The following is a 20,990-nucleotide window of genomic DNA, read 5'->3' on the forward strand; positions in this document are numbered from 1 at the left end:
TGTCAATGGGATATTAGAAATGTTAAATAGTCAGTTTTAATGGGCACTATGCAACAGTGAAAATTTGTGACCTATACTATACATTTCCTTAAATAGAAGCTGGAAAATATGTAACGAAAATTATCTTTACCATTATTAATCACATTTTTTTTGAGAGGAGTTCAAAAAAGTTGGGATGAAAGCGTATTCTTAACAGGGTTAGTTCGTGATACGATATAAATATAGAAAGGAGGTAATGAACATATGCACCTAGACGATCGCAGTAAGGCATTAATTCAAGAGGTATTTGTGAACTCCGGCCTTAAAGTAAAGGATCTATCTAGGAAATATGGATTAAGCAGAGGTCAAATCGACTACAGCTTTAAAAAAATAAATGACTGGTTAGAAGACAATGGATTTCCGCCCATTAAAAAAGACTCAAGAGGTTTCTTTGTAGGTGATCCTAAACACCAGACGTTGTTCCTGAAGGAAGGAAAAGAGTTGACTCCAGACTATATTTTTTCTTCTGAAGAACGGGCGCTTCTTATCTGTTTTATATTACTGACTAAAACGGGGGATATTTCACTTATCCATTTAACATCTGAGCTTGAGGTGAGTAAGAATACAGTATTAGCTGATCTAAAAAAAGCGCAGGAGATAGTCCGTTTTTATAATCTGCAAATTCATTATTCCAGGGTTGAAGGATATGATATGAAAGGTGATGAATGGAATATACGCTGTCTTCTGCTGGAGGTGATTGACCGAATACAAAGAACATCTAATGGATCACAGCGCCTAGAAGTATATGGGCATTTGGCAAGAGACGAAATAAATAGAATGCAGGATATTATTGAGCATTGTGAAAGTAAAATGAATATTCGCTTCACGGACGAAAAACATAACTTGCTTCCCTACGTATTTGTTTGCATAATCAGACGGATCCAACAAGGAAACATGCTGAATAATGGTGAAATTGATTTCTCTCAAGAAAATGTCTATAACATTATTCTCGATTTACTCGAAATGGAAGAGCTTATCTCCAATGCAGATTTATCCTTTTTGACACTGCAAATTCTTACAGCTAATCTGACTTTTTCAACAGAACCGGATTGGTCAACAGACACCGCGATGATGGAAGGATTACGTCAAATGATTCAGAATTTTGAACGGATTTCCTGTACTGTTTTTCTGGATAAAGAAGAACTTTTGAAGAAATTATGGCTTCATTTAAAGCCGGCATATTATAGAATCAAATTTGGTCTGACTCAAAATCATCAGGTGGATGAAAAATATTTTCATCAAATATTTCAGGATGAATATAGGGAGCTGCATCATTTGGTAAAAAAATCAATCCATTCTTTAGAAAAAGTAATCGGCTATTCCATTCCGGAGTCGGAGAGCATTTATTTTACCATTTTGATAGGAGGCTGGATGGAAAGACAGGGAGATTCGCTGCGCCATCGTATAAAAGCGATCGTAGTTTGTCCTAATGGCGTATCTGTTTCCAAATTGATGAAAAGTACATTAGACCAGCTATTTCCAGAGTTTGTATTTTTGGAAGCGTTATCGATAAGGGAGTTTTATAAATTTGATATAGAGTATGATATTGTATTTTCTCCTGTCTATCTGAATACAGATAAAAAACTATTTATTGTGGAGCCTTTTATATCAAATGAAGTAAAAAAACAATTACGTAATCAGGTAATGCAAACGGTCTATGGATTTACCCCTCAGTCGATAGATATAGAAGAATTAATGAAAATTGTAGGAAACAATACTGATATTCAAAACAAATCAAAATTAAAACGGGAATTAAGCATGTATTTAAAGCGTGAACAGTCACATGAGACAGCTATATATGAGGATGAACAGCCTAGGCTGATTGAATTGCTGCGGCCAGATCATATTGTTATCAGATCAGAAGTAGGTTCCTGGAGGGAAGCAATAGAAATTGCTGCAGAACCTCTTTTGAATAAAGGGATTATTACACAACAATATATTAAGAAGATGATTGAACTGCATGATATTGATCGCCCTTATATTATTTATGGAACAGATATTGCAATACCTCATGCTACGCCAGAGGATGGAGTAAACGATTTGGGTATGAGTATGCTGAAGCTTCAAAAGGGAGTAAGCATATCATCCAGCCAATCAATCAGACTCATAATTATCATTGCGCCAATAAACAAGAAAAAACATTTGCGTGCTTTGTTGGAAATATCTAAGCTTTCAGAGCTGAAGCCGGAAATAGAAGAAATAATTAGAGCTTCACACGTAGAAGATATTTATCATTGTTTAGAGCTCTATTCCAATCAAGAAAAGCTTCAGCTATAAGAGTTGTACTTAAATTAAAAGGAGGACCAGAAAATGAAACGAATTGTTTATCATGGTATTCAAGATTTAAGGTTAGAAGAAACAGAAATTCCTGTACCATCTTATGGAGAAGTAGTTATTAAAAATTTTGTTACATTAACTTGTGGAACGGATGCAAAGATGTATATGAGGGGATATAGATACGATCCTCCACATCTTATTGGTCATGAAGCAGCAGGAGTAGTACATGCTATCGGTGAAGGCGTCACAAAATTTAAAATAGGTGACCGAGTAGTTGCCCATAATACAGCTCCATGCCATAAATGTTACTACTGCAAGAAGGGGCAGCATTCAATGTGTGAGGATTTACCTTCTAACCTAGGAAGCTATGCAGAGTACCAGCTTATTCCCAAGAATATCGTTGAAGAAAATATGTTTCAGATGCCAGATGATATGGAATATAAACAAGCTGCGCTAATGGAACCGCTTGCATGTGCTGTTTATGGTACATCGCAAGTTCCAATTGAATTAGGTGACACAGTGGTTGTTAATGGCTGTGGACCAATAGGACTCATGTTTATTCGTTTATGCTACTTGCGCGGAGCACGTGTAATTGCATGTGATATGATGGACAATCGTCTGGAAAAAGCAAGGAAGCTTGGAGCAATAGAAACAGTTAAAGTGAGTGAAGATATAGATCAAGTGGAAGAAGTCCGTAAATTGACTGAAGATGAGCGGGGTGTAGATATTGCCATTGAAGCAGCCGGTGTACCAGCTGTATGGAATATGGCTTTTGATATGGTGCGTCCTGGTGGGACAGTTCTTTGCTTTGGCGGAACAAAAAAGGATACAACAGTAACCTTTGATTGTACAAGGCTCCATTATGAACAGATTACCGTAAAAGGAGTTTTTCATACGACACCTATTCACGTGAAGGCAGCTTTTGAACTATTAAAAATGAGAGCTATTGAAGCGAGCGATTTTGTAGAGAATGAATACCCAATTGAACAGACTGAGCAGGCAATTCTGGAACATGCCAAAGGTGAAGTTATTAAGAATTGCATTGTATATTAGGAAAAGTTAAGGGATAGAACGGGAGATGATGGAGTGTGAACCTATTAGATTTATTTGATGAACAATTAGTTCATTTTGACTTAGAAGCAGAATCAAGTGATGAGTTGCTTGGAAAAATGGTGGAATATCTTGAAAAAAGAAATCTAGTAAAAGACACCTACAGACAAGCTGTAATCGAACGTGAACATAAGTTTCCAACCGGGCTGCCTACGAAAGTGATGTCAATAGCAATTCCTCACACAGATGTAGTGCATGTCAATCAATCATGTATTAGCATCACCAGACTGAAGAAACCTGTTTCATTTCGAGAGATGGGTAATTCAAATAATGTAGTGGAAGTTAATCTGGTCTTTATGCTTGCACTTAACGGAAGCCAAGATCACTTAAAGGTTATCCAAAAGTTAATCAGCTTATTTTCGTTGGAAGATGTTATGAAGGATTTACAAAAAGCAAATAGTAAAAAGCAATTGTTAAATACTGTTTTTCAAGCAATTCATGAGATGGAAACAATATAATAAAGAAAATAAAAGGGAGGAAGAAAAAATGAAAAAAATTATTGTTGCTTGTGGTGGAGGAATCGCAACTTCACAAACTGTTGCGGTCAAGTTAGAGAATCTATTAAAAGAAAGAGGATTAGGTAATAAAGCGAGTATTGAAGCAATAAATATCAATTCTATTCCAACATATATTAAGAGTTCAGATATTTATGTTTCAATTACACAAGAACCGGAAGGAAAATACGAAATCCCGGTATTCAGCGGTATTCCATTTTTAACAGGGATAGGAGCAGAAGAAGAACTTGAAAAAATAATTAAAGTGATCAATTCATAATGAGTCGTTTATAAGACAGCAGCAGAATTTAACAATAAAGGAGGATAAGTATGGGTTATATTGAAGGTTTTTTTCAAGGATTAATTGATATGGGAGCACCTGTATTTTTGACCATTATTTTGACTGTTCTCGGTCTGGTCTTTCGAATGAAATTCAGCCGGGCTTTTTCAGCCGGTTTGACATTGGGCGTAGCTCTGGTTGGGATTAATATTGTAGTAGACTTTATGATTACAAATGTTGGAGAAGCCTCTCGATCATTTGTAGAATTGACTGGTATACAGCTTGGAGCTCTTGATATGGGTTGGCCACCAGCCTTAGGACTTGCATGGACATGGGAATTTGCATTTTTGATGTTTCCTATTCAAATTCTGGTAAATATTTTAATGCTATCCTTTCGCTGGACATCTTGTGTGAACGTGGATATGTGGAATGTGGGAAATAAGGTATGTACTGCTTTTCTGGTCGCTTATGTATCAGGATATGCATGGCTGGGATTACTATTTGCAACGCTGCAATCTGTGCTTGAATTAAAAAATGCAGATTATACGAGATATCGTTTGCAGAAGCTCACTGGAATTCCAGGAGTATCGATGCCTCACCCAATGTTTTTGTCTGGAATTTGGTTCTATCCGTTTGTAAAGATTATGGATAAAATATTCCCAAGTACATTCAATTTTGATGCACAGAAGCTGCGTGATAAGATAGGAATTTTTGGAGAAACACACGTTATGGGCTTTTTAATCGGCTGTTTAATTGGTGCCTTCGGCGGGTACGATATCAGGTCAATCCTTACACTTGGGGTTCAAGCCGGAGCAGCTTTGATGTTATTTCCATTAGTTGCTAAGCTCTTTACAACAGCGCTGACACCGGTCAGTGAATCAGCAACATCATTCATGAAGAAACGCTTCAGTAACCGCGCTTTTACAATTGGTTTGGACTGGCCAATCATGGCTGGACGTTCTGAACACTGGTTAATTATGATTCTGACTATACCGATTATTTTAGTATATGCTTTAATACTGCCCGGGAATCTTGTGCTTCCTTTTGGCGGTCTGATGAATATATGTATGGTTGTTCCACTTTTTTATCTTACAATGGGGAATCTTCCTAAGATGGCGATTGGGACAATTATAGGTATTCCAATGCAATTGTATGTTGCTTCTTATTTTGCACCACACTTTACTGCGCTTGCCAATGCCACTGGTGGTGTGGAAGTGCCAGATGGTCAAATGCTTGCTTGGTTTGGTATGGATATATCTGAATTACGGTATATCATTGCAGAATTTTCATTATTTACGCCAATTGGAATTGTTCTATTTATTATAACAATTGCTCTTACGATTTATTATTTTAAAGGGATTAGAAAAGAAGATTTAAAAATAAAGAAAGAATTAGGCATTGAGGAATAATCAATCAGGAAAGGGAGATTACCATGTGGGCAAAAAAAGTAATTTTTTTCTTCTTTTTAGGATTAAGTATTCTTTTCTTAATTATCAGTATTCTAAGCTGGAATATGCTGCTGGGGGCTTGTTCTTTTGTCATCGCCTTAGGACTGACAAGATATCTGGATGACGCAGGTTTACCTTCGCGCTATAGCCGAAAGGAAGTAAAAAAAGAACTGAAAGAAATGACTTGATTAAAAAAGGAATATGACAGATAGAAAAATATCCAGGCTGCTTTAGTTTTGAATTGAACCGGGAAAAGACAGCTTGGATATTGAACAAGTAATCTGTTTTTTGCAATTCTATATATTGATTGTACTACCGAACCCATTTTTATAGATATAAATCACTAAAAAATGAAAGAAGAGGTGCATATTAAAAATGAAAAAGTTAATTAATGAAGTGGATGATGTCGTTTTAGAAAGCTTAGATGGTTTTGTAGCTGCAAATCATCGTACACATCAAAAAGTAAATGGAGTTAACGGCGTTATTCGTAAAGCTGAAAATAATAAGAAAGTCAGTATTGTTTTAGGTGGAGGAAGTGGTCATGAGCCTGTTTTTCTTGGTTTAGTTGGAGAGGGTATGGCAGACGGAGCAGCTTTAGGCAGTGTGTTTGCTTCTCCAGATCCCCAGACAATCTTAGAAGTGATTAAGTCTGCATATACGGATGAAGGCACACTTTGTCTTGTTATTAATTATGCAGGAGATACGATGAATTTTGGAATGGCTTCGGAGTTGGCAGGCTATGAAGATTTAAAAGTAGAAACTGCACTGGTAACTGATGATGTAGCTTCAGCACCGAAAGGACAGGAGGATGAGCGCAGAGGGGTAGCCGGTCTGTTATTCATTACCAAAGTGACTGGCGCTGCTGCTGAAAAGGGTTATTCACTCGCTGAAGTAAAGCAAATAGCTGAAAAAGCAAATAGGCTTACTCGTACAATGGGGATTGCCTTGACACCCTGCTCGCTTCCTGGAAGTAAGCCCAATTTTACCATTGGAGAAGATGAGTATGAATTTGGTATGGGTATCCACGGGGAGCCGGGAATTAAAACGAAAAAGCTTAAAGCGGCGGACGAAATTGTTACTGAAATCATAGAAGGGCTTGTCGATGACCTGGTTTTGCAGGGCGGCGATGAAGTTGCAGTTCTGGTGAATAGCACAGGAGCGACAACAATATTAGAATTAAATATTGTTTTTCGGCAGGTCGCTAATCTGTTAAAAAAACAAAACATTCATATATACGATACGAATATTGGTTCCTTCTGTACTTCTTTGGAAATGGCGGGTGTATCTATATCTATAATGAAGTTAGATAACGAGCTGAAGAGTCTATATAATGAACCTGCTTATACTCCCTACTTTTATAGAAAGGGCAATGCGTAATGGAACAATTAACTGTACAAGAAACGCAGGCTATGTTGATTTTTGTTGCAGATAACTTGATTGAGGCAAAGGAAATGCTATGTGAAATTGATGGCAAAATTGGTGATGGGGATCATGGCTTCGGTATTGCGAGAGGTTTTAATGCTGTTAAGGAAACGCTTAATAGTAACACGTACGCTACAGTAAATAATGTGTTCAAAGATATCGGAATGTCCATGCTTCGTTCCATGGGCGGAGCTTCTGGCGTTATATTTTCATCCATGTTTCTTGGAGCAGGTACATTACCTGACCTGGCAAAACTTAATACAGAGTCACTAACCTCTATCCTGCGTGAAGGGCTTAAAAAAGTGAAGGCTCAGGGAAAAGCAAAAATGGGAGATAAGACAATGGTTGATGCTTATGAACCTGCTGTGATTGCTCTGGAACAAAGTCAGGATAGCACCTTAGAAACGGCACTTAAATCAGCAGTTTTAGCAGCAGAAGATGGTGTTAGAAAAACAAAAGAATATCCAGCAAAGCACGGCCGGGCAAAATTTCTTTATGACCGCTCCATCGGTATAGAAGATGCTGGTGCTACAACGGTGTCATTAATTTTTAAAGCGATGTACAACTATCTTTCAACAAAAAACTCTTAAAGTATGGACAATCATTTTTAATTTAGTTGAAAATTTTTGTGAATAAAAGCTTAAGTAAACAGAAGAAGTTTTGCTGAATATTAATTCCCTTTGAAGGAGGTAGCATTTTGAAAAAACAAATTTTAAAAACACCGTTTATAGAAGAAATTATCAATGTTTGCAGTAACATATATAATGCAGGCTGGGGAGAAAATCATGCTGGTAATTTAAGCTACAGAATGACCGCTCAGGAAGTAGATGCTTATATAGGGAAAGATTGGGGAGTAACCAGGAAGTACAATCTTGAAAAGCCGTGTCCAGAACTTGGAAATCAATTTTTCCTCGTGACAGCCTCAGGGAGTCCTTTCAGAAATGTAAAGCATGATCCAGAGGTGCATTTGGGAATCATTCATCTTAATGAAGAAGGAAGCACCTATGAGATTATTTGGGGTTTTCGAGAAGGAAGGCAGCCCACTAGCGAGCTTCCAACACACCTTCTCTGCCATAATGAAAGACTGCAGGTAGACCCAGATAACAGAATTGTTCTTCATTGCCATCCAACATATACTATCGCAATGACATTTATACACGAATTAGAGCAGAATGCCTTTATTAAAACGATGTGGTCGCTAAATTCGGAATGTGTTCTTGTCTTTCCAGAGGGAATTGGGTTACTCCCATGGATGGTATGTGGTAATGGAGAGATTGGATGGGAGTCAGCAATGAAGATGAGAGAGTTTCGCATTGTTCTTTGGCCGCATCATGGTATCCTGGCATCTGGGCAATCTATTGATCAGGCATTGGGATTGATTGAGACAGTCGAAAAAGGTGCGCATGTATATATTCTGACAGAAGGAAAAACAAATCAATGCATGACAGATGAACAAATTGTGGAATTAGCTGATGCATTTAACTTAGAGCCGAGAAAAGGGATTATTAAAGAGAATGTATAACGATTTTTGATATTATTCCGGATGCTGAAAATTTATTGGGAAATGGAACTGATTGATTAATTGTACTTGAATAAAGTGATAAAAAGCCCTAGTTCAGGTGAACTTTAACAAAAGTTGCTTGGTAGGGCCTTTGTATTATTTTGGAAATCAGAATTTAATTATCTAAAAACAAAACTCAAAAAAATGTGTAACGTAACATAATAATAAGCATGAAATAGCTGGGATAAAAATATAAACTGTTACAGATTTCGTGCATATAAAACTACATCATCTTGTGAAACAATGAGCATAATAAAGGTTGGGCTGAAATTGAATTTACTTTGAGGTTGGTGCAAACTAAAATGATATGTAACAGGAGGCGAGCAATAATGCATATCGATGAAAGAAGCAATCAATTGCTGCAGGAATTAATTAACAATCCGAATGCAACATTAAAGTCACTTGAATCTAAGATGGGTATTAATCAACGGCAAATAAAATATAGTCTTGAAAAAATTAATAGTCATTTAATGAATATTCACCATGTGCAGATTGAGCGTACTCCTAAAGGACAATTTATCATACCAGGGAAAATTACAGAAATGTTTTCAGAAACTAAAGGTGGTCATTCCTATGTTTTATCAGAAAAAGAAAGGGTTGATATCCTATTAATTATCATTTTAAACCGATCACAGGATTTGTCACTTACCCATTTAACGGAGTTATTGGATTTCAGCAGAAACACAATAACAAAAGTTATCAAGCAAGCCAAAGAAAAGCTTAAGCCTTATCAAATTGAATTAAATTATTCGAGAATAGAGGGCTATCAACTTTTAGGAGGTGAGTATGAAAAAAGGAAGTTATTATTTGATATTATCCAACAGTACGTGAAAAACAGGAAAGACAGAGAACTGTTAGAGAAGTATGGAGATATAGAGTCGGAAGATTTGAAAGGATTTTACTACAAATTGGAACAATGTGAAAAAACACTTGGTTACACTTTTTCAGACAATATGATTACTACAGTAGCATATTGCTTAGCAGTTTGGCAAACTCGGGTAAGGCAAGGAAAGACAGTGGAAGAAAACGAAATGAGTAAGTTTGATTTGGCGGATAAGAAAGAATATTATACGGTAAAAAAAGTATTTCATGAACTTCGTTTTATTAACGAAAGTGAATTACATTACGTAACATTGCAGTTGATGATTATGAACGTATTTTCTACCAAGAATTTTTATACCAGTGAATCAATGAATAATATCAAAAAGGCATTGCAGGAAATGCTTGATAGATTTGAAAGAGTAAGTGTCATTGATATCCCTCAAAAGGAATTATTAGTAGAAAAATTATACATTCATATGAAGCCTGCATATTACCGGATTAAATTTGACCTTATTGATAATTCATCATTAGCTTTAAAATTTGATCAAAAACTTACCAACCTTCATCGGGTAATTAAATTAATTGTAGAACCGATTGAAAACGCTTTAAATAAAAAAGTACCGGAAAGTGAACTAGTCTATATAACTATTATTATCGGTGGTTGGCTGAGACAGCATGGTATTGACTTTAACAAAAAGATACTGGCAGCAGTAGTGTGTCCGAACGGTCACTCTGTATCCGTTATGATTCATGTGACGTTAACATCAATATTTAAAGAGTTTTTATTTTTAAATCCTATGTCGATTCGAGAATTCTCTAATTATGAAGGGGAAGTAGATATTGTCTTTACAACGGATAAATTGGATACCGATGTAAAACAATTCCTGGTCGAACCAATTATGAGTGAGATTGATATTAGAAAATTACAATCAACTGTTTTTACTGAGCTGTATGGTTTTTCTTTTTCAAGTATTGATATGGATTCGATAATGAGCATTATTGAAGAACATGCGGATATAAAAAATCGAATGAAGCTGATGGACAGTTTAAATAAATATTTACTGGATCAAAATCCAGCTGCTGCCCGAAACAATCCATATGACATGGAAAGGACACTGAATGATTTTTTAACCAACGATACCATCCAATTGATGAACAGGGTGAAAAATTGGGAAGAAGCGATCAGAAGAGCTGCTCAGCCTCTGTTGAACAGGAGACATATAGAAGAATCCTATGTGGACGCAGTCATGGAGAACTGCAGAAGGAATTCAGATTATATTATGCTAGGAAACCGGATAGCAATCCCCCATGCTAAACCTGAAGAGGGGGTATTGAAGCTTGGAATGAGCCTGTTAAATCTGAAAGAGCCTGTAGAATTTCCCAATGGTCAGCGTATGAATTTGATTTGTTTTATTGCCGCAGAGGATAAGGAAAAACATATTAATCCATTACTTCAACTTAGAAGACTTGCAGAAGATGAAAGTACGGTTAATCAAATTAAAAAAGCAGGCTCTGAAGAAGATGTGGAAGGGATTATTAACCATTTTGTAAACGAGGTGATTTAGTTTGACAAAAAAAATAATGATATCAGAGAATGCTGTTTTTACAGAATTAGAAGCTTCCAACAAGGAAGAAGCCCTAAAAAAGATGTCTGAGGCTTTTTCAGAAAACGGATTTGTAAATGAGGGATACTATGAGAGTATTCTGGATAGAGAAGAGAAAGCTCCTACAGGGATAGAAGCCTATGATTACGGGATTGCAATTCCGCATACAGACCCAAAATTTGTGAATAAGGATTCTTTAGGCATTGCTGTTTTAAAAGAACCTGTCATTTTTAATAACATGGTCAATGCAAAGGAAACAATTGAAGTCAAAGTAATATTTTTATTAGGGTTGTCAGAGAGTACGAAACATTTAAATATTCTGCGTCAAATCATGGAACTGATTAAAGAGCAGGGTGTACTGAAAAAAATGGTCGCAATGGATCAAAATGAGCTTTATTACTATTTACAAAAACATTTAAAATCAGAATAAAATTGGAGGAATTTAAAATGAAAAAAAATATTGTTTTTGCGTGTTCAAGTGGAATTGCAACATCTACGGTGGTAGCAGAAAAAGTAAGAGAACATTGTGAGCAGCATGGGATTAATGTTGACTCTCGGCAAGCGACAGTGGGTGAATTATCCGGATTAGATGATTCCGTTGATTTATTTGTTGTTACTTCAGACGTTGGAGGCGGTTATAATACACCAGTTGTGAATGCTTTACCTATCCTTACTGGAATTGGGGAACAAGAGGTGTTAGATCAAATTGTTTCTCTTTTAAAAGGATAAAAGAGGGTTAATACTAAAAATCTATGGTTGGAATCAATACAAAAATACTGTTTTGTCAGTCATAGATTTTGGTGAGTACCTAAAATAAGCTTTTATTGATTATAGTTTTGTTGCTTTGATCTGAAAATTCAGTAATAAATAAAGAAATTATAAGTAAAACACAGTTTAAAAGGAGGAGATGAAAATAATGGGACAAACAATAGTAGATGCTTTTCAATACATTCTCAGCTTCGGGCCTGAAGTTATGCTGCCAATTATTATATTCATCATGGCTATCGCTTTTCGGGTAAGTTTCAGTAAAGCATTAAAATCTGCTTTAACTATTGGATTTGGTTTTGTAGGTATATTTTTAGTACTCGATTTACTGACAGGAAGTCTTGGCCCTGCAATTGAAGCGATGATAGACAACTCAGGAGTAAACCTCCCTGTTATGGATACAGGATGGCCGCCGCTTGCAGCAATTGCATTTGCGTCACCGATTGCTCCTATTGTAATCATACTGACTATCGTTATCAATATAGTTATGTTGGTATTTAAATGGACAAAAACAGTAGATGTTGATTTGTGGAACTATTGGCACTTTGCATTTGCCGGTTCGTTAGTCTATATAGCTACAGGAAGCATCATTTTTGGATTACTTGGTGCCGCAATTGCTACAGTTATAACTTTTAAACTAGCTGACTGGTCTGCTCCATATATTCATAAAAGAATGGGCTTACCTGGGATTTCTCTGCCGACATTATCATCAGTTATATATTTCCCTGTTGGAATTTTAGGAGATAAAATCATAAATTTAATTCCTGGCCTTAACAAATTGAATGCCGATCCAGAATCAATAAAAAAGCGTTTCGGTGTCTTTGGGGAACCGATGATGATTGGAGTAATTTTAGGTATTATTATTGGAATTATTGCCAGGTTTGAAATTAGAAATATTATTGAACTGGGAATTTCTTTAGGGGCAGTTATGTTTATTATGCCGCGGATGGTTAAAATTCTTATGGAAGGTTTAATTCCTTTATCCGATGCCATACGTAACTTTTTACAGAAAAGGTTCCCTGATCGTAAAGATTTAAATATTGGACTTGATATAGCAGTAATTATTGGTAATCCTGCTGTTGTTTCTACAGCACTTCTGCTTGTGCCGATTACGATATTATTAGCTGTTGTTCTCCCAGGTGTCATTATCATGCCATTAGGAGATTTACCATTCATTGTGGTTCCATTAGCAATGGTTCTGGTTGCTACCAACAAGAATATTGTGCGGTCAGCGATTATTGGCATCCCGATGATTATAGTGTCGCTATACCTGGCATCGAATTTAGCGCCACTTGTTACGAACGTAGCAGAAAGTATTCAATATGAATTTCCGGAGGGTGCAACATCAATGATAAACAGCTTTTTAGATGGAGGAAACCCAGTAAGATACTGGCTTGTTATGTTAGCACAAGGAAATTGGATTGCTATTACAGCTATTCCTGTTGTCTTAATTGCTGTTTGGTATATTTATAAACTTAGCAGAAGAGATTTTGATGAAAACGGCCAGCTAAAAGAATAAAAACTTATTATTATCATCAATATAATCAGATAAAAAGGAGTGTTATTCATTGAAAGCGTCTGTTTTTTATGGGAAAAATGATATCCGTTTTGAAGAAGTTGATAAACCGGATATAAGTGATAAAGAAATATTAATTCAGATGAAAGCATGTGGTCTTTGCGGAACAGATATTCATAAAATAACGGAAGAATTAGTCCCTGCGGGTTCTGTACTTGGCCATGAATATGCAGGAGAAGTTGTTGCAGTCGGAAAAGAAGTTTCGGAGTTCAGGCCAGGAGACAGGGTTACAGGCGGTATTCATGTTCCATGTTTCACATGTGAGCAGTGTTCAAGAGGGCATTATACCTTATGTCCAGAATTCAAAAAGACGAATATTCATCCAGGCGGGTTTGCAGAATATATTAAGCTCCCGGAAGAACATGTGAAGCATTTACTTTATAAGATTCCGGATGGAATGAGCTATTCCAAAGCTTCACTCGCAGAGCCTGTTGCCTGCTGCATCCATGGTCAGAAGGCAGTCGGTATTCATGCAGGAGATCGAGTGCTTGTGATGGGTGCCGGACCAATTGGCTTGATTCACTCTCAACTTCTAAAAAACAAATTAGTGAAAGAAGTTGTCATAACAGATGTGTCTGATCATCGCTTGAATCATGCACATGAGTTTGGCGCTGATGTAACCATTAATGCAGCAGAAAAAAATCTGGAAACATATTTAGAGGAGCAAAATCATCCAGGATTTAATGTCATCATTATTGCTGCAGGTGTATCGGCGCTACTGCCTCAGGCAATGAATGTTCTAAAAAGAGGCGGGACAGTGATTTGCTTCTCACCATTTACGATGAAACCATCCGTGGAAATTGATGCAAGTATGTTTTTCCATGATGAGAAATCTATCGTTGGAACATACAGTGTTTCTCCATACGAGTTTGAAGAAGCTATCCTGGCAATTCAAAAGGGTGTGATTAATACAGAAGCATTAATCACACATGTAATGCCTTTATCTAATTTAGGTAAAGCAATTGAATTAACACAAGAGAAAACAGAGAATGTCTTAAAAATTGTTCTGAAGAATGAATAGAAAGGGGAATTTATATGACATATAAAGCGATGGATGGCTTTTTAGAAGCATTAGAGGAAGGAAATTATGTTGCACCGGCAATGAACACGACCAATTTAGAGATGACAATCGCGATTGTAGAAGCAGCGGAAGAAACAGGCTTTCCGGTAATAGTTCAGATTGCCCCAACGAATGTAAAACTATCAGGTTATGACTATATTGCAGAAATTGTCAAAAAAGCTGCAGAGAAAGTATCGGTTCCAGTTACTTTACATCTGGATCATGGTATGAGTTTTGAGGATGTCAAGAAAGCTGTAGACGCTGGATTTGCTTCTGTCATGATCGATGCTTCTACTTTAGACTATGAAGAAAATATTAAACTGACAAAAGAAGTTGTGGAATATTGTCATCAACGGGGTGTTTTTGTAGAAGCTGAATTAGGAGAGCTGAGCGGGAAAGAAGACGACCATGTGGCAGAAGATGCAGCCCAAACAGATGCCTCATTATGTAAAGACTTTGTGAATCGAACCGGTATAGATTTATTGGCTGTTTCCATTGGAAATATTCATGGTATTGATCATGCTCCAGACCTGAATTTTGATCTTCTTCAAGAGATAAATGAAAAAGTAGATGTTCCATTGGTTATTCATGGCGGTTCGGGCATACCGGATGAAGCATTGGCAAAGCTGAAGGATTATGGAGTAAGAAAAGTCAATTTAGCAAGTGACTTAAGAAAAGCATTTATTACAGCTGTCGGAAAGCGTTATGAAAAGAATCCGAATGAATATAATCTGATTTCTGTATTATTAGAGGCGCAAACAGCAGTAAAGGAAACTGCTATAACTAAATTTGAGGCATTGAACCGTTAAAAATGTATATCATCAGCATCGATGCCGGTACTACAAATACAAAGGTATGCTTATATCAGCTGCCAGATTTTCAATTAGCAGAAGTAGTCAAATTTGCGACACCTCAATTGGTTAAGGGTACAGAAACAGATATAGATGCAGAGCGGCTTTGGGGGAATATTCTTAGAGCATTACAGAAATTAAGTGTTGCTGTAGAAGACACACAGCAAATAAAGCAGATTACTGTTTCAAGCTTTGGACAGGCGATTGTGCTCCAGGACAGTCAGGAGAAGGTTATTCCTCCGACCATTGCCTGGTTTGATCCAAGAACGAAAACAGAAGCTCAGGAAGCAAAAGAGATTTTAGGAGAAGAAAGACTATATGAGGTAACTGGAATCAACTCTCACTCAAATCATAGTTTAACAAAGCTGCTATGGCTGAAGCGGCATGAAAATACAGCATTTAATAGGATGCATATATGGACCTGTATGTCAGGCTTTATTGCTTCCCGCTTAACAGGTGTTTTTGCTACGGATTGGAGCTTAGCATCCCGGACAATGTTATTTGATATAACAAAGAAAACATGGGATAACAAATTCATCGAGACCTTTGAACTGGATGTGGAAACATTTCCTCATGTTGTAGAATCAGGAGCGAGGATTGCCAATATCAAAGAATCTATTTCTAAGAAGACAGGGCTGCCCAATCATGTCACCGTCTCTATAGCAGGACACGATCATATGGCTGGCTCCATCAGTACAGGATTACAAAAGAAAACAGAGATATTAAACTCAACAGGAACAACAGAAGGGCTATTATTAATAGCAGATAAGCCTAATCTATCAAATGAGTTCAGAAAATTCTTAATATCCAATGGCTGTTATGTCCTGGAATCGACGTACAGTATTTATGGGTCTATGCCGACAGCCGGGCAAAGCTTTAGCTGGATATCTAAAATATTTAATAAGGATATTACAGAGGTCGGGCGATTATGCGATGAAATCTATCAGGAATACACAGCTGATTTCCATCCTATCCTGGAAAGAATGCAAGTGTTTATTCCACATTTAAGAGGAAGCGGGCCGCCAATTCGCAGCACTTCTTCTAAAGTAATGATTTATGGGCTGACGGATCAATCAACGGATAATGATATTCTTGTTTCGATGATTGCAGGACTCTGCTTTGAATTAAAGCAGTTAAAAGGTGTCTATGAACAGTATCTGAATGCTAAAATCAACAGAATAAAAGTTATTGGTCCGGCAGTAAAAAATCCGCTTTGGCTGCAGTTGAAAGCAGATATTCTTCAAGCAGAAATCATAGCTTACGAGGAGGAAGAAGCGGTGGCCAAGGGAGCAGCTATGTTAAGTGGCTGGAAACAAGGCTTGGTGGAAACACTTCCAGAAGCGGAAATAAAAACATATACACCTAAAGCAGAAAGTGTAAAAATACTTCAGGATTTTTATCAAACATTTTATTTGCCTGTTTACAATTTAAAAAATCATTTGGAAGGTAAAGGATGATTAGATGGAAGCTTTAGCTTTTTATGGAATTGGTGATATTCGTTATGAACAAAAGGAAAGACCCAGGTTAGAAAAAGATGATGAAGTGATTATTAGGGTGAAGTATGCGGGAATCTGTGGTTCTGATTTATCCAGATATAAAAAACTCGGACCTCTGACACCAGGAAATATTTTTGGACACGAATGTTCAGGAGTTGTTGAAGAAGCAGGAAGCAGGGTGACAAATGTTCAAGTTGGTAACCGCATTGCAGTATGTCCGCAACTAAAATGCGGGGAGTGTGAAGCCTGTAAGTCTGGATTTTTTGCAGCATGTCCGAATTTATTAGTAATCGGAGCAAAAGAGCCAGGGGGGTTTGCTTCTTATACAAAGGTTCCAGCAGAAAATGTATTGAAATTACCAGACAATGTTAGTTTTCAGGAAGCAGCGTTAATAGAACCATCCTCTGTTGTCCTGCATGGACTTTTTCAGACAAAGCTTCAGCCGGGAAAAACAGTGGCAGTATATGGTTGTGGAACCATTGGTTTACTTGCTTGTCAGTGGGCTAAATTATTTGGAGCAGAAAAAGTTGTAGCTATTGATATTGATTCGGAAAAGCTCCAATTAGCCAAAGAGCTAGGAGCAGATGAAATAATAAAACCAGAAAAAAGTGTGTCCACCTATTCGAAATTAATGGAACTGACAGATGATAATGGAGTGGACTTAGCTATTGAAGCTGCTGGTTCCATTCAGACATCAGAGGAAGTATTTGCAGCTCCCAAAAAAGGTGGAGAGGTCTTATTTCTGGGAATTCCATATAGCGATATTACTTTAAAAAGATTTTATTTTGAGAGAATCGTCAGACAGGAATTAACTGTACGGGGATCATGGAATGCGGTATCTGCTCCATTCCCGGGCAGAGAGTTTACGACAACACTGCAATTTCTTAAAGAAGGAAAGCTAAGAACGAAGCCGATGATCTCTCATTACTTACCTTTAAAAGAAGGTCCAAATATATTTCAAAAAATAACCAGTGGTAAAGAGAAAGCAATGAAGGTTTTGTTTGAAGTAGGGAAGTAAGTGAAAAAATTTTATAAAAGAAAAGTAGTGGGATAGAAAAGTTAAAATTAAATTTCCGTTTCACTACTTTTTTAATTTGTAGGAATCATATCTATTTTTCATACTTACCCCACTATTAAAAGCACTATCGAACATTTACAAATTCAGTTTCTTTAAAGCAAAAAAACATATCATTAAACTGGATTTCTAAAGGAAAGGTGATTTGATGTTTGAAGACCTTTGCTTCTCTACATGATTTTTAATATATTATCCATCTTATGAAAGAAAAATCTGTGCTGAAGCAGCTTCTTTTTTCACTTTAAATAGACAAATCATCTCTGTTCTCCATTAGTTCAACTTATCTAGCTTCATTTAAGGTTTTTCTATAGGTGAATCGTACTTATGATTTTCAAATGATGGCTCAATAAGTTCTAAGTGCTGTAATCCATATAAAATCCCATTTTGGTCACAATCTGTTGTGATATAAGAAGCTACGTCCTTTAATTCACTGACTGCATTTCCCATGGCAACCCCGTTCCTCACTAGTGACAACATTTCTATATCATTTTTGCCATCTCCAAAAGCATAAACGTGTTCAAGGTCTATACCTGCATACTCAATAAATTTTTGAATACCTAGAGCTTTTGAAGATCCTGAAGGCAGTACATCTGCCCCAAAGTCTCCCCAGCGAACAAACGTATAATCTGTGTATTTTTCTTTATAGATAACCTCCTCTTGCTCTGTACAGAATAAATTCAACTGGTTTACTATATGCTTTCTGTAATAATTGGGATCAACTGCAGGATAGTCTAATTTTAAATGCAAAAAATTATCTTTTACAAGTGGGTGATTAGCATGCGTAATCATAAAACCTTTTTTGTTTCCAAAACCAATTGCATGATTATATTGATTAGCATATGCAGTAATATCATCTACAAATTCGGAATCTAATGTTTCCGAATGAACCTCGAAACCGTCACATACCACCAGCTGTCCATTGAAAGCTACATAAGAGGAAATATTTAATTCTTTTTGGATATGATGAAACATGCTGGGACCTCTTCCAGTAGCTATCACAGTATAATGGCCTTTCTCCTGCAGGTGCTGGATGGATTTTTTTGTGCTTTCCGGAATAATCTTATCTTCTGTCACTAATGTCCCATCAATATCAAAAAAGATGATTTTTTTATTTTTCATTTTTTTATCGCTCCTTTTAACGTAAATCATAATGTATGAAATGCATTTCATGTCAACAATTGAATTTTGCTTTAAAAGGAGAAAAACTAAATATGCTAAGGATACTATCATGTAAACTCATATAATATGGTTTATCGTCGTGTGATTGGCTGGGACTGGGGCTGAGACTGCGATTACTCTCCCCATCGAAAACCATTGCGATTACTTGCCTCATTGAAGGACTTTTGTAAGGCTTTTACTTCAAGAAATGGAGGAAATATAGTATTAAAAATGCCGGTTGTTTCTGCAAATAGAAACAACCGGCATTTTTAATACAAAACTACTTTACTTCAATACCTTCCAATTTTGATTGGTTGTCGGAATAAACTCCTCTGTATTTTCCAGTTCCTCAATCAGCATTTCCGTTACGCCAAATGGAAATTCTTTAATAATTTTATCCTCGCCAAACATATCATAGCCGCCTGTACCACTTGCACGGTAACTGCTTGTCGCTACGCGGTATTTTTTGTTTGGATCCAGTGCTTCTCCGTTAAATGTAAGAGAAGTAATCCGTTCACCTTTTGGCTTACGTAGATTAACAGTATACTGAATTCCTTCCCACATATCATAGTTATAGCTGAGTAAACGCGGATATTTCCAAGACTCACTTATCGCAGGAAGGCCGTCTGCGTCCAATGTTAGAAAGGATGCGCTGAACTCAAGAGAGGACCGGATTTCTTCTCCGGCTGCCTCCATCACGACTAATGTATTGGCAAACGGATAGAATGCATGTATATCTCTTCTGGTAAGTGTATTGCTGAATGTCATACCCTGTGTGAGGAAAAAGGCTGTTGAGGCCATTTCCGCTCCAGTGATTTTCAAAAAGGTTTTATTGACCCATTCAATCATAGGATGTTCCTTGATCCATACATCCTTCAGCGGATCCTCAATTTGCATCGTAGACGGGTCAGATATAGTTGTTAATGTTTCATCGAGCCAATCGTCTACTTCATTTTCGATCTCTTTAATATCTGATAAAATCTTCTCATCTGCTGCGGCATCTTCAACTGGAATAAGCGATGTTTCCTGGTCTGCTATTGTATAAGGCTCTTCTTGCTGTTTCTTTTCAAGGTCCAGATCGATGCGGCCGACGAATTCTCCCTTTGTTCCAGATTGAACAACTGCTATGCCAGATTCTGTGACGGCTTGATAAACCAAATGCTGATGGCCGGTAATTAATACATCCAGATCAGGAAGGCATGCCAGTAACTCATTCCCTTGATTTTCACCATTGCTGACAGCAAGATATTGTCCGGTTACGGGATCATGCTCAAAACCGCCGTGGTAGGCAATAACGACAACATCTGCCTGCTCCTCATCCTTTAAATAGCTTATCCATTTTTTTGCAGTTTCCACCGGATCCAAAAAATCAAAACAATCAATATGGCGGTCCGGTTCCCAAACAGGAATATTCTTGGTTGTTAATCCAAGGATACCAACAGTCAGATCATCGAATTTTTTAATCATATATGGTGTACCAAAATAAGGATCTGTTGTTCCTTTTTTAACAATATTAGCGGATAACCATGGGAAGCTCGAATCGTTCATGGCTTTTTCCAGCTTCTCCCGGCCATAATTGAATTCATGATTACCGATAACAGCCGCATCATATTGAATGGTATTACAGGCAGAAATTACCGGATGAATTTGACTGTTATCCTCTTTCTCTGCAAGCATGTAATGCGAAAGCGGCGTGCCCTGCAGCATATCTCCATTATCAATGACAATTACATTTTCTTCTTCTTTTCTTACAGTATTTATGACAGAGGATACTTTGGCATAACCTTTGCCATCATAGCTTTTGTCCTGGCTGTTATATGGTGAAATTTTGCCGTGGACATCACTTGTAAATAAAATAACGATTTTTTTCTTTTTCAAAAAAATACACGCTCCTTTCGTCCTTGAATAAGGCTGGTATAAGAAGTCTCCTCCCATAAATCTACTTACGTATG

At 37.0% G+C, this 20,990-nt stretch carries 19 protein-coding genes; 17 read left to right on the forward strand and 2 right to left on the reverse strand.

Annotation, left to right across the window (positions count from 1 at the left end):
* Positions 1-243 precede the first annotated feature (243 nt).
* The 17 genes from OSO01_RS05080 to OSO01_RS05160 all read left to right on the forward strand — a co-directional run bounded on the left by OSO01_RS05080 (position 244) and on the right by OSO01_RS05160 (position 17,823).
* Positions 244-2,316, forward strand: coding sequence for a BglG family transcription antiterminator (locus tag OSO01_RS05080; RefSeq protein WP_147209308.1), 2,073 nt, complete (start codon positions 244-246; stop codon positions 2,314-2,316).
* Between the two features lie 33 nt (positions 2,317-2,349).
* Positions 2,350-3,369, forward strand: coding sequence for a zinc-binding dehydrogenase (locus OSO01_RS05085; RefSeq protein ID WP_147209309.1), 1,020 nt, complete (start codon positions 2,350-2,352; stop codon positions 3,367-3,369).
* 35 nt (positions 3,370-3,404) lie between these two features.
* Positions 3,405-3,884 (forward strand): PTS sugar transporter subunit IIA, encoded by a 480-nt coding sequence (locus OSO01_RS05090; RefSeq protein WP_147209311.1) that lies wholly within the window; start codon positions 3,405-3,407, stop codon positions 3,882-3,884.
* Positions 3,885-3,912: 28 nt separating this feature from the next.
* On the forward strand, positions 3,913-4,200 hold the full coding sequence (locus OSO01_RS05095) for a PTS sugar transporter subunit IIB (protein ID WP_147209312.1): 288 nt from the start codon (positions 3,913-3,915) through the stop codon (positions 4,198-4,200).
* Positions 4,201-4,250: 50 nt separating this feature from the next.
* A complete protein-coding gene (locus tag OSO01_RS05100) occupies positions 4,251-5,609 on the forward strand; it encodes a PTS galactitol transporter subunit IIC (RefSeq protein WP_147209314.1) in 1,359 nt (452 codons plus the stop codon).
* 23 nt (positions 5,610-5,632) lie between these two features.
* Positions 5,633-5,836, forward strand: coding sequence for a hypothetical protein (locus OSO01_RS05105; RefSeq protein ID WP_147209316.1), 204 nt, complete (start codon positions 5,633-5,635; stop codon positions 5,834-5,836).
* A 187-nt stretch (positions 5,837-6,023) separates the two neighbouring features.
* A complete protein-coding gene (locus OSO01_RS05110; protein ID WP_147209318.1) occupies positions 6,024-7,025 on the forward strand; it encodes a dihydroxyacetone kinase subunit DhaK in 1,002 nt (333 codons plus the stop codon).
* A complete protein-coding gene (dhaL, locus tag OSO01_RS05115; RefSeq protein ID WP_147209320.1) occupies positions 7,025-7,660 on the forward strand; it encodes a dihydroxyacetone kinase subunit DhaL in 636 nt (211 codons plus the stop codon). Before OSO01_RS05110 ends, dhaL begins: the two co-directional genes overlap by 1 nt.
* Before the next feature lie 107 nt (positions 7,661-7,767).
* Positions 7,768-8,592, forward strand: a complete 825-nt coding sequence (rhaD, locus tag OSO01_RS05120) for a rhamnulose-1-phosphate aldolase (RefSeq protein WP_147209322.1) — start codon at positions 7,768-7,770, stop codon at positions 8,590-8,592.
* A gap of 368 nt (positions 8,593-8,960) precedes the next feature.
* Positions 8,961-11,018: a BglG family transcription antiterminator gene (locus tag OSO01_RS05125; protein ID WP_186813565.1), complete on the forward strand. Its 2,058-nt coding sequence runs from the start codon at positions 8,961-8,963 to the stop codon at positions 11,016-11,018.
* Position 11,019: 1 nt separating this feature from the next.
* Entirely contained in the window at positions 11,020-11,487 is a 468-nt protein-coding gene (locus OSO01_RS05130) for a PTS sugar transporter subunit IIA (RefSeq protein ID WP_147209326.1), read from the forward strand.
* A 17-nt stretch (positions 11,488-11,504) separates the two neighbouring features.
* On the forward strand, positions 11,505-11,786 hold the full coding sequence (locus OSO01_RS05135) for a PTS sugar transporter subunit IIB (protein ID WP_147209328.1): 282 nt from the start codon (positions 11,505-11,507) through the stop codon (positions 11,784-11,786).
* A gap of 187 nt (positions 11,787-11,973) precedes the next feature.
* A complete protein-coding gene (locus OSO01_RS05140) occupies positions 11,974-13,341 on the forward strand; it encodes a PTS galactitol transporter subunit IIC (RefSeq protein WP_147209330.1) in 1,368 nt (455 codons plus the stop codon).
* Positions 13,342-13,390: 49 nt separating this feature from the next.
* Positions 13,391-14,419 carry an alcohol dehydrogenase catalytic domain-containing protein gene (locus tag OSO01_RS05145; protein WP_147209332.1) on the forward strand — a complete coding sequence of 343 codons (1,029 nt, stop codon included), beginning with the start codon at positions 13,391-13,393 and terminating at the stop codon, positions 14,417-14,419.
* A gap of 14 nt (positions 14,420-14,433) precedes the next feature.
* The gene (locus OSO01_RS05150; RefSeq protein ID WP_246145056.1) at positions 14,434-15,267 is read left to right on the forward strand and encodes a class II aldolase; all 834 of its coding nucleotides are present in this window, start codon (positions 14,434-14,436) and stop codon (positions 15,265-15,267) included.
* Positions 15,268-15,269: 2 nt separating this feature from the next.
* On the forward strand, positions 15,270-16,766 hold the full coding sequence (locus tag OSO01_RS05155; protein WP_147209334.1) for an FGGY-family carbohydrate kinase: 1,497 nt from the start codon (positions 15,270-15,272) through the stop codon (positions 16,764-16,766).
* A 4-nt stretch (positions 16,767-16,770) separates the two neighbouring features.
* Positions 16,771-17,823, forward strand: coding sequence for a galactitol-1-phosphate 5-dehydrogenase (locus tag OSO01_RS05160; RefSeq protein WP_147209336.1), 1,053 nt, complete (start codon positions 16,771-16,773; stop codon positions 17,821-17,823).
* 351 nt (positions 17,824-18,174) lie between these two features.
* On the opposite strand, the gene OSO01_RS05165 is transcribed toward OSO01_RS05160, so the two are convergent.
* Positions 18,175-18,999, reverse strand: a complete 825-nt coding sequence (locus OSO01_RS05165) for a Cof-type HAD-IIB family hydrolase (RefSeq protein ID WP_186813567.1) — start codon at positions 18,997-18,999, stop codon at positions 18,175-18,177.
* Between the two features lie 324 nt (positions 19,000-19,323).
* A complete protein-coding gene (locus OSO01_RS05170) occupies positions 19,324-20,916 on the reverse strand; it encodes a bifunctional metallophosphatase/5'-nucleotidase (protein ID WP_186813568.1) in 1,593 nt (530 codons plus the stop codon).
* Positions 20,917-20,990: the final 74 nt, after the last annotated feature.

The organism is Oceanobacillus sojae (genome assembly GCF_007991515.1).
Classification (GTDB): Bacteria; Bacillota; Bacilli; order Bacillales; family Amphibacillaceae; genus Oceanobacillus; species Oceanobacillus sojae.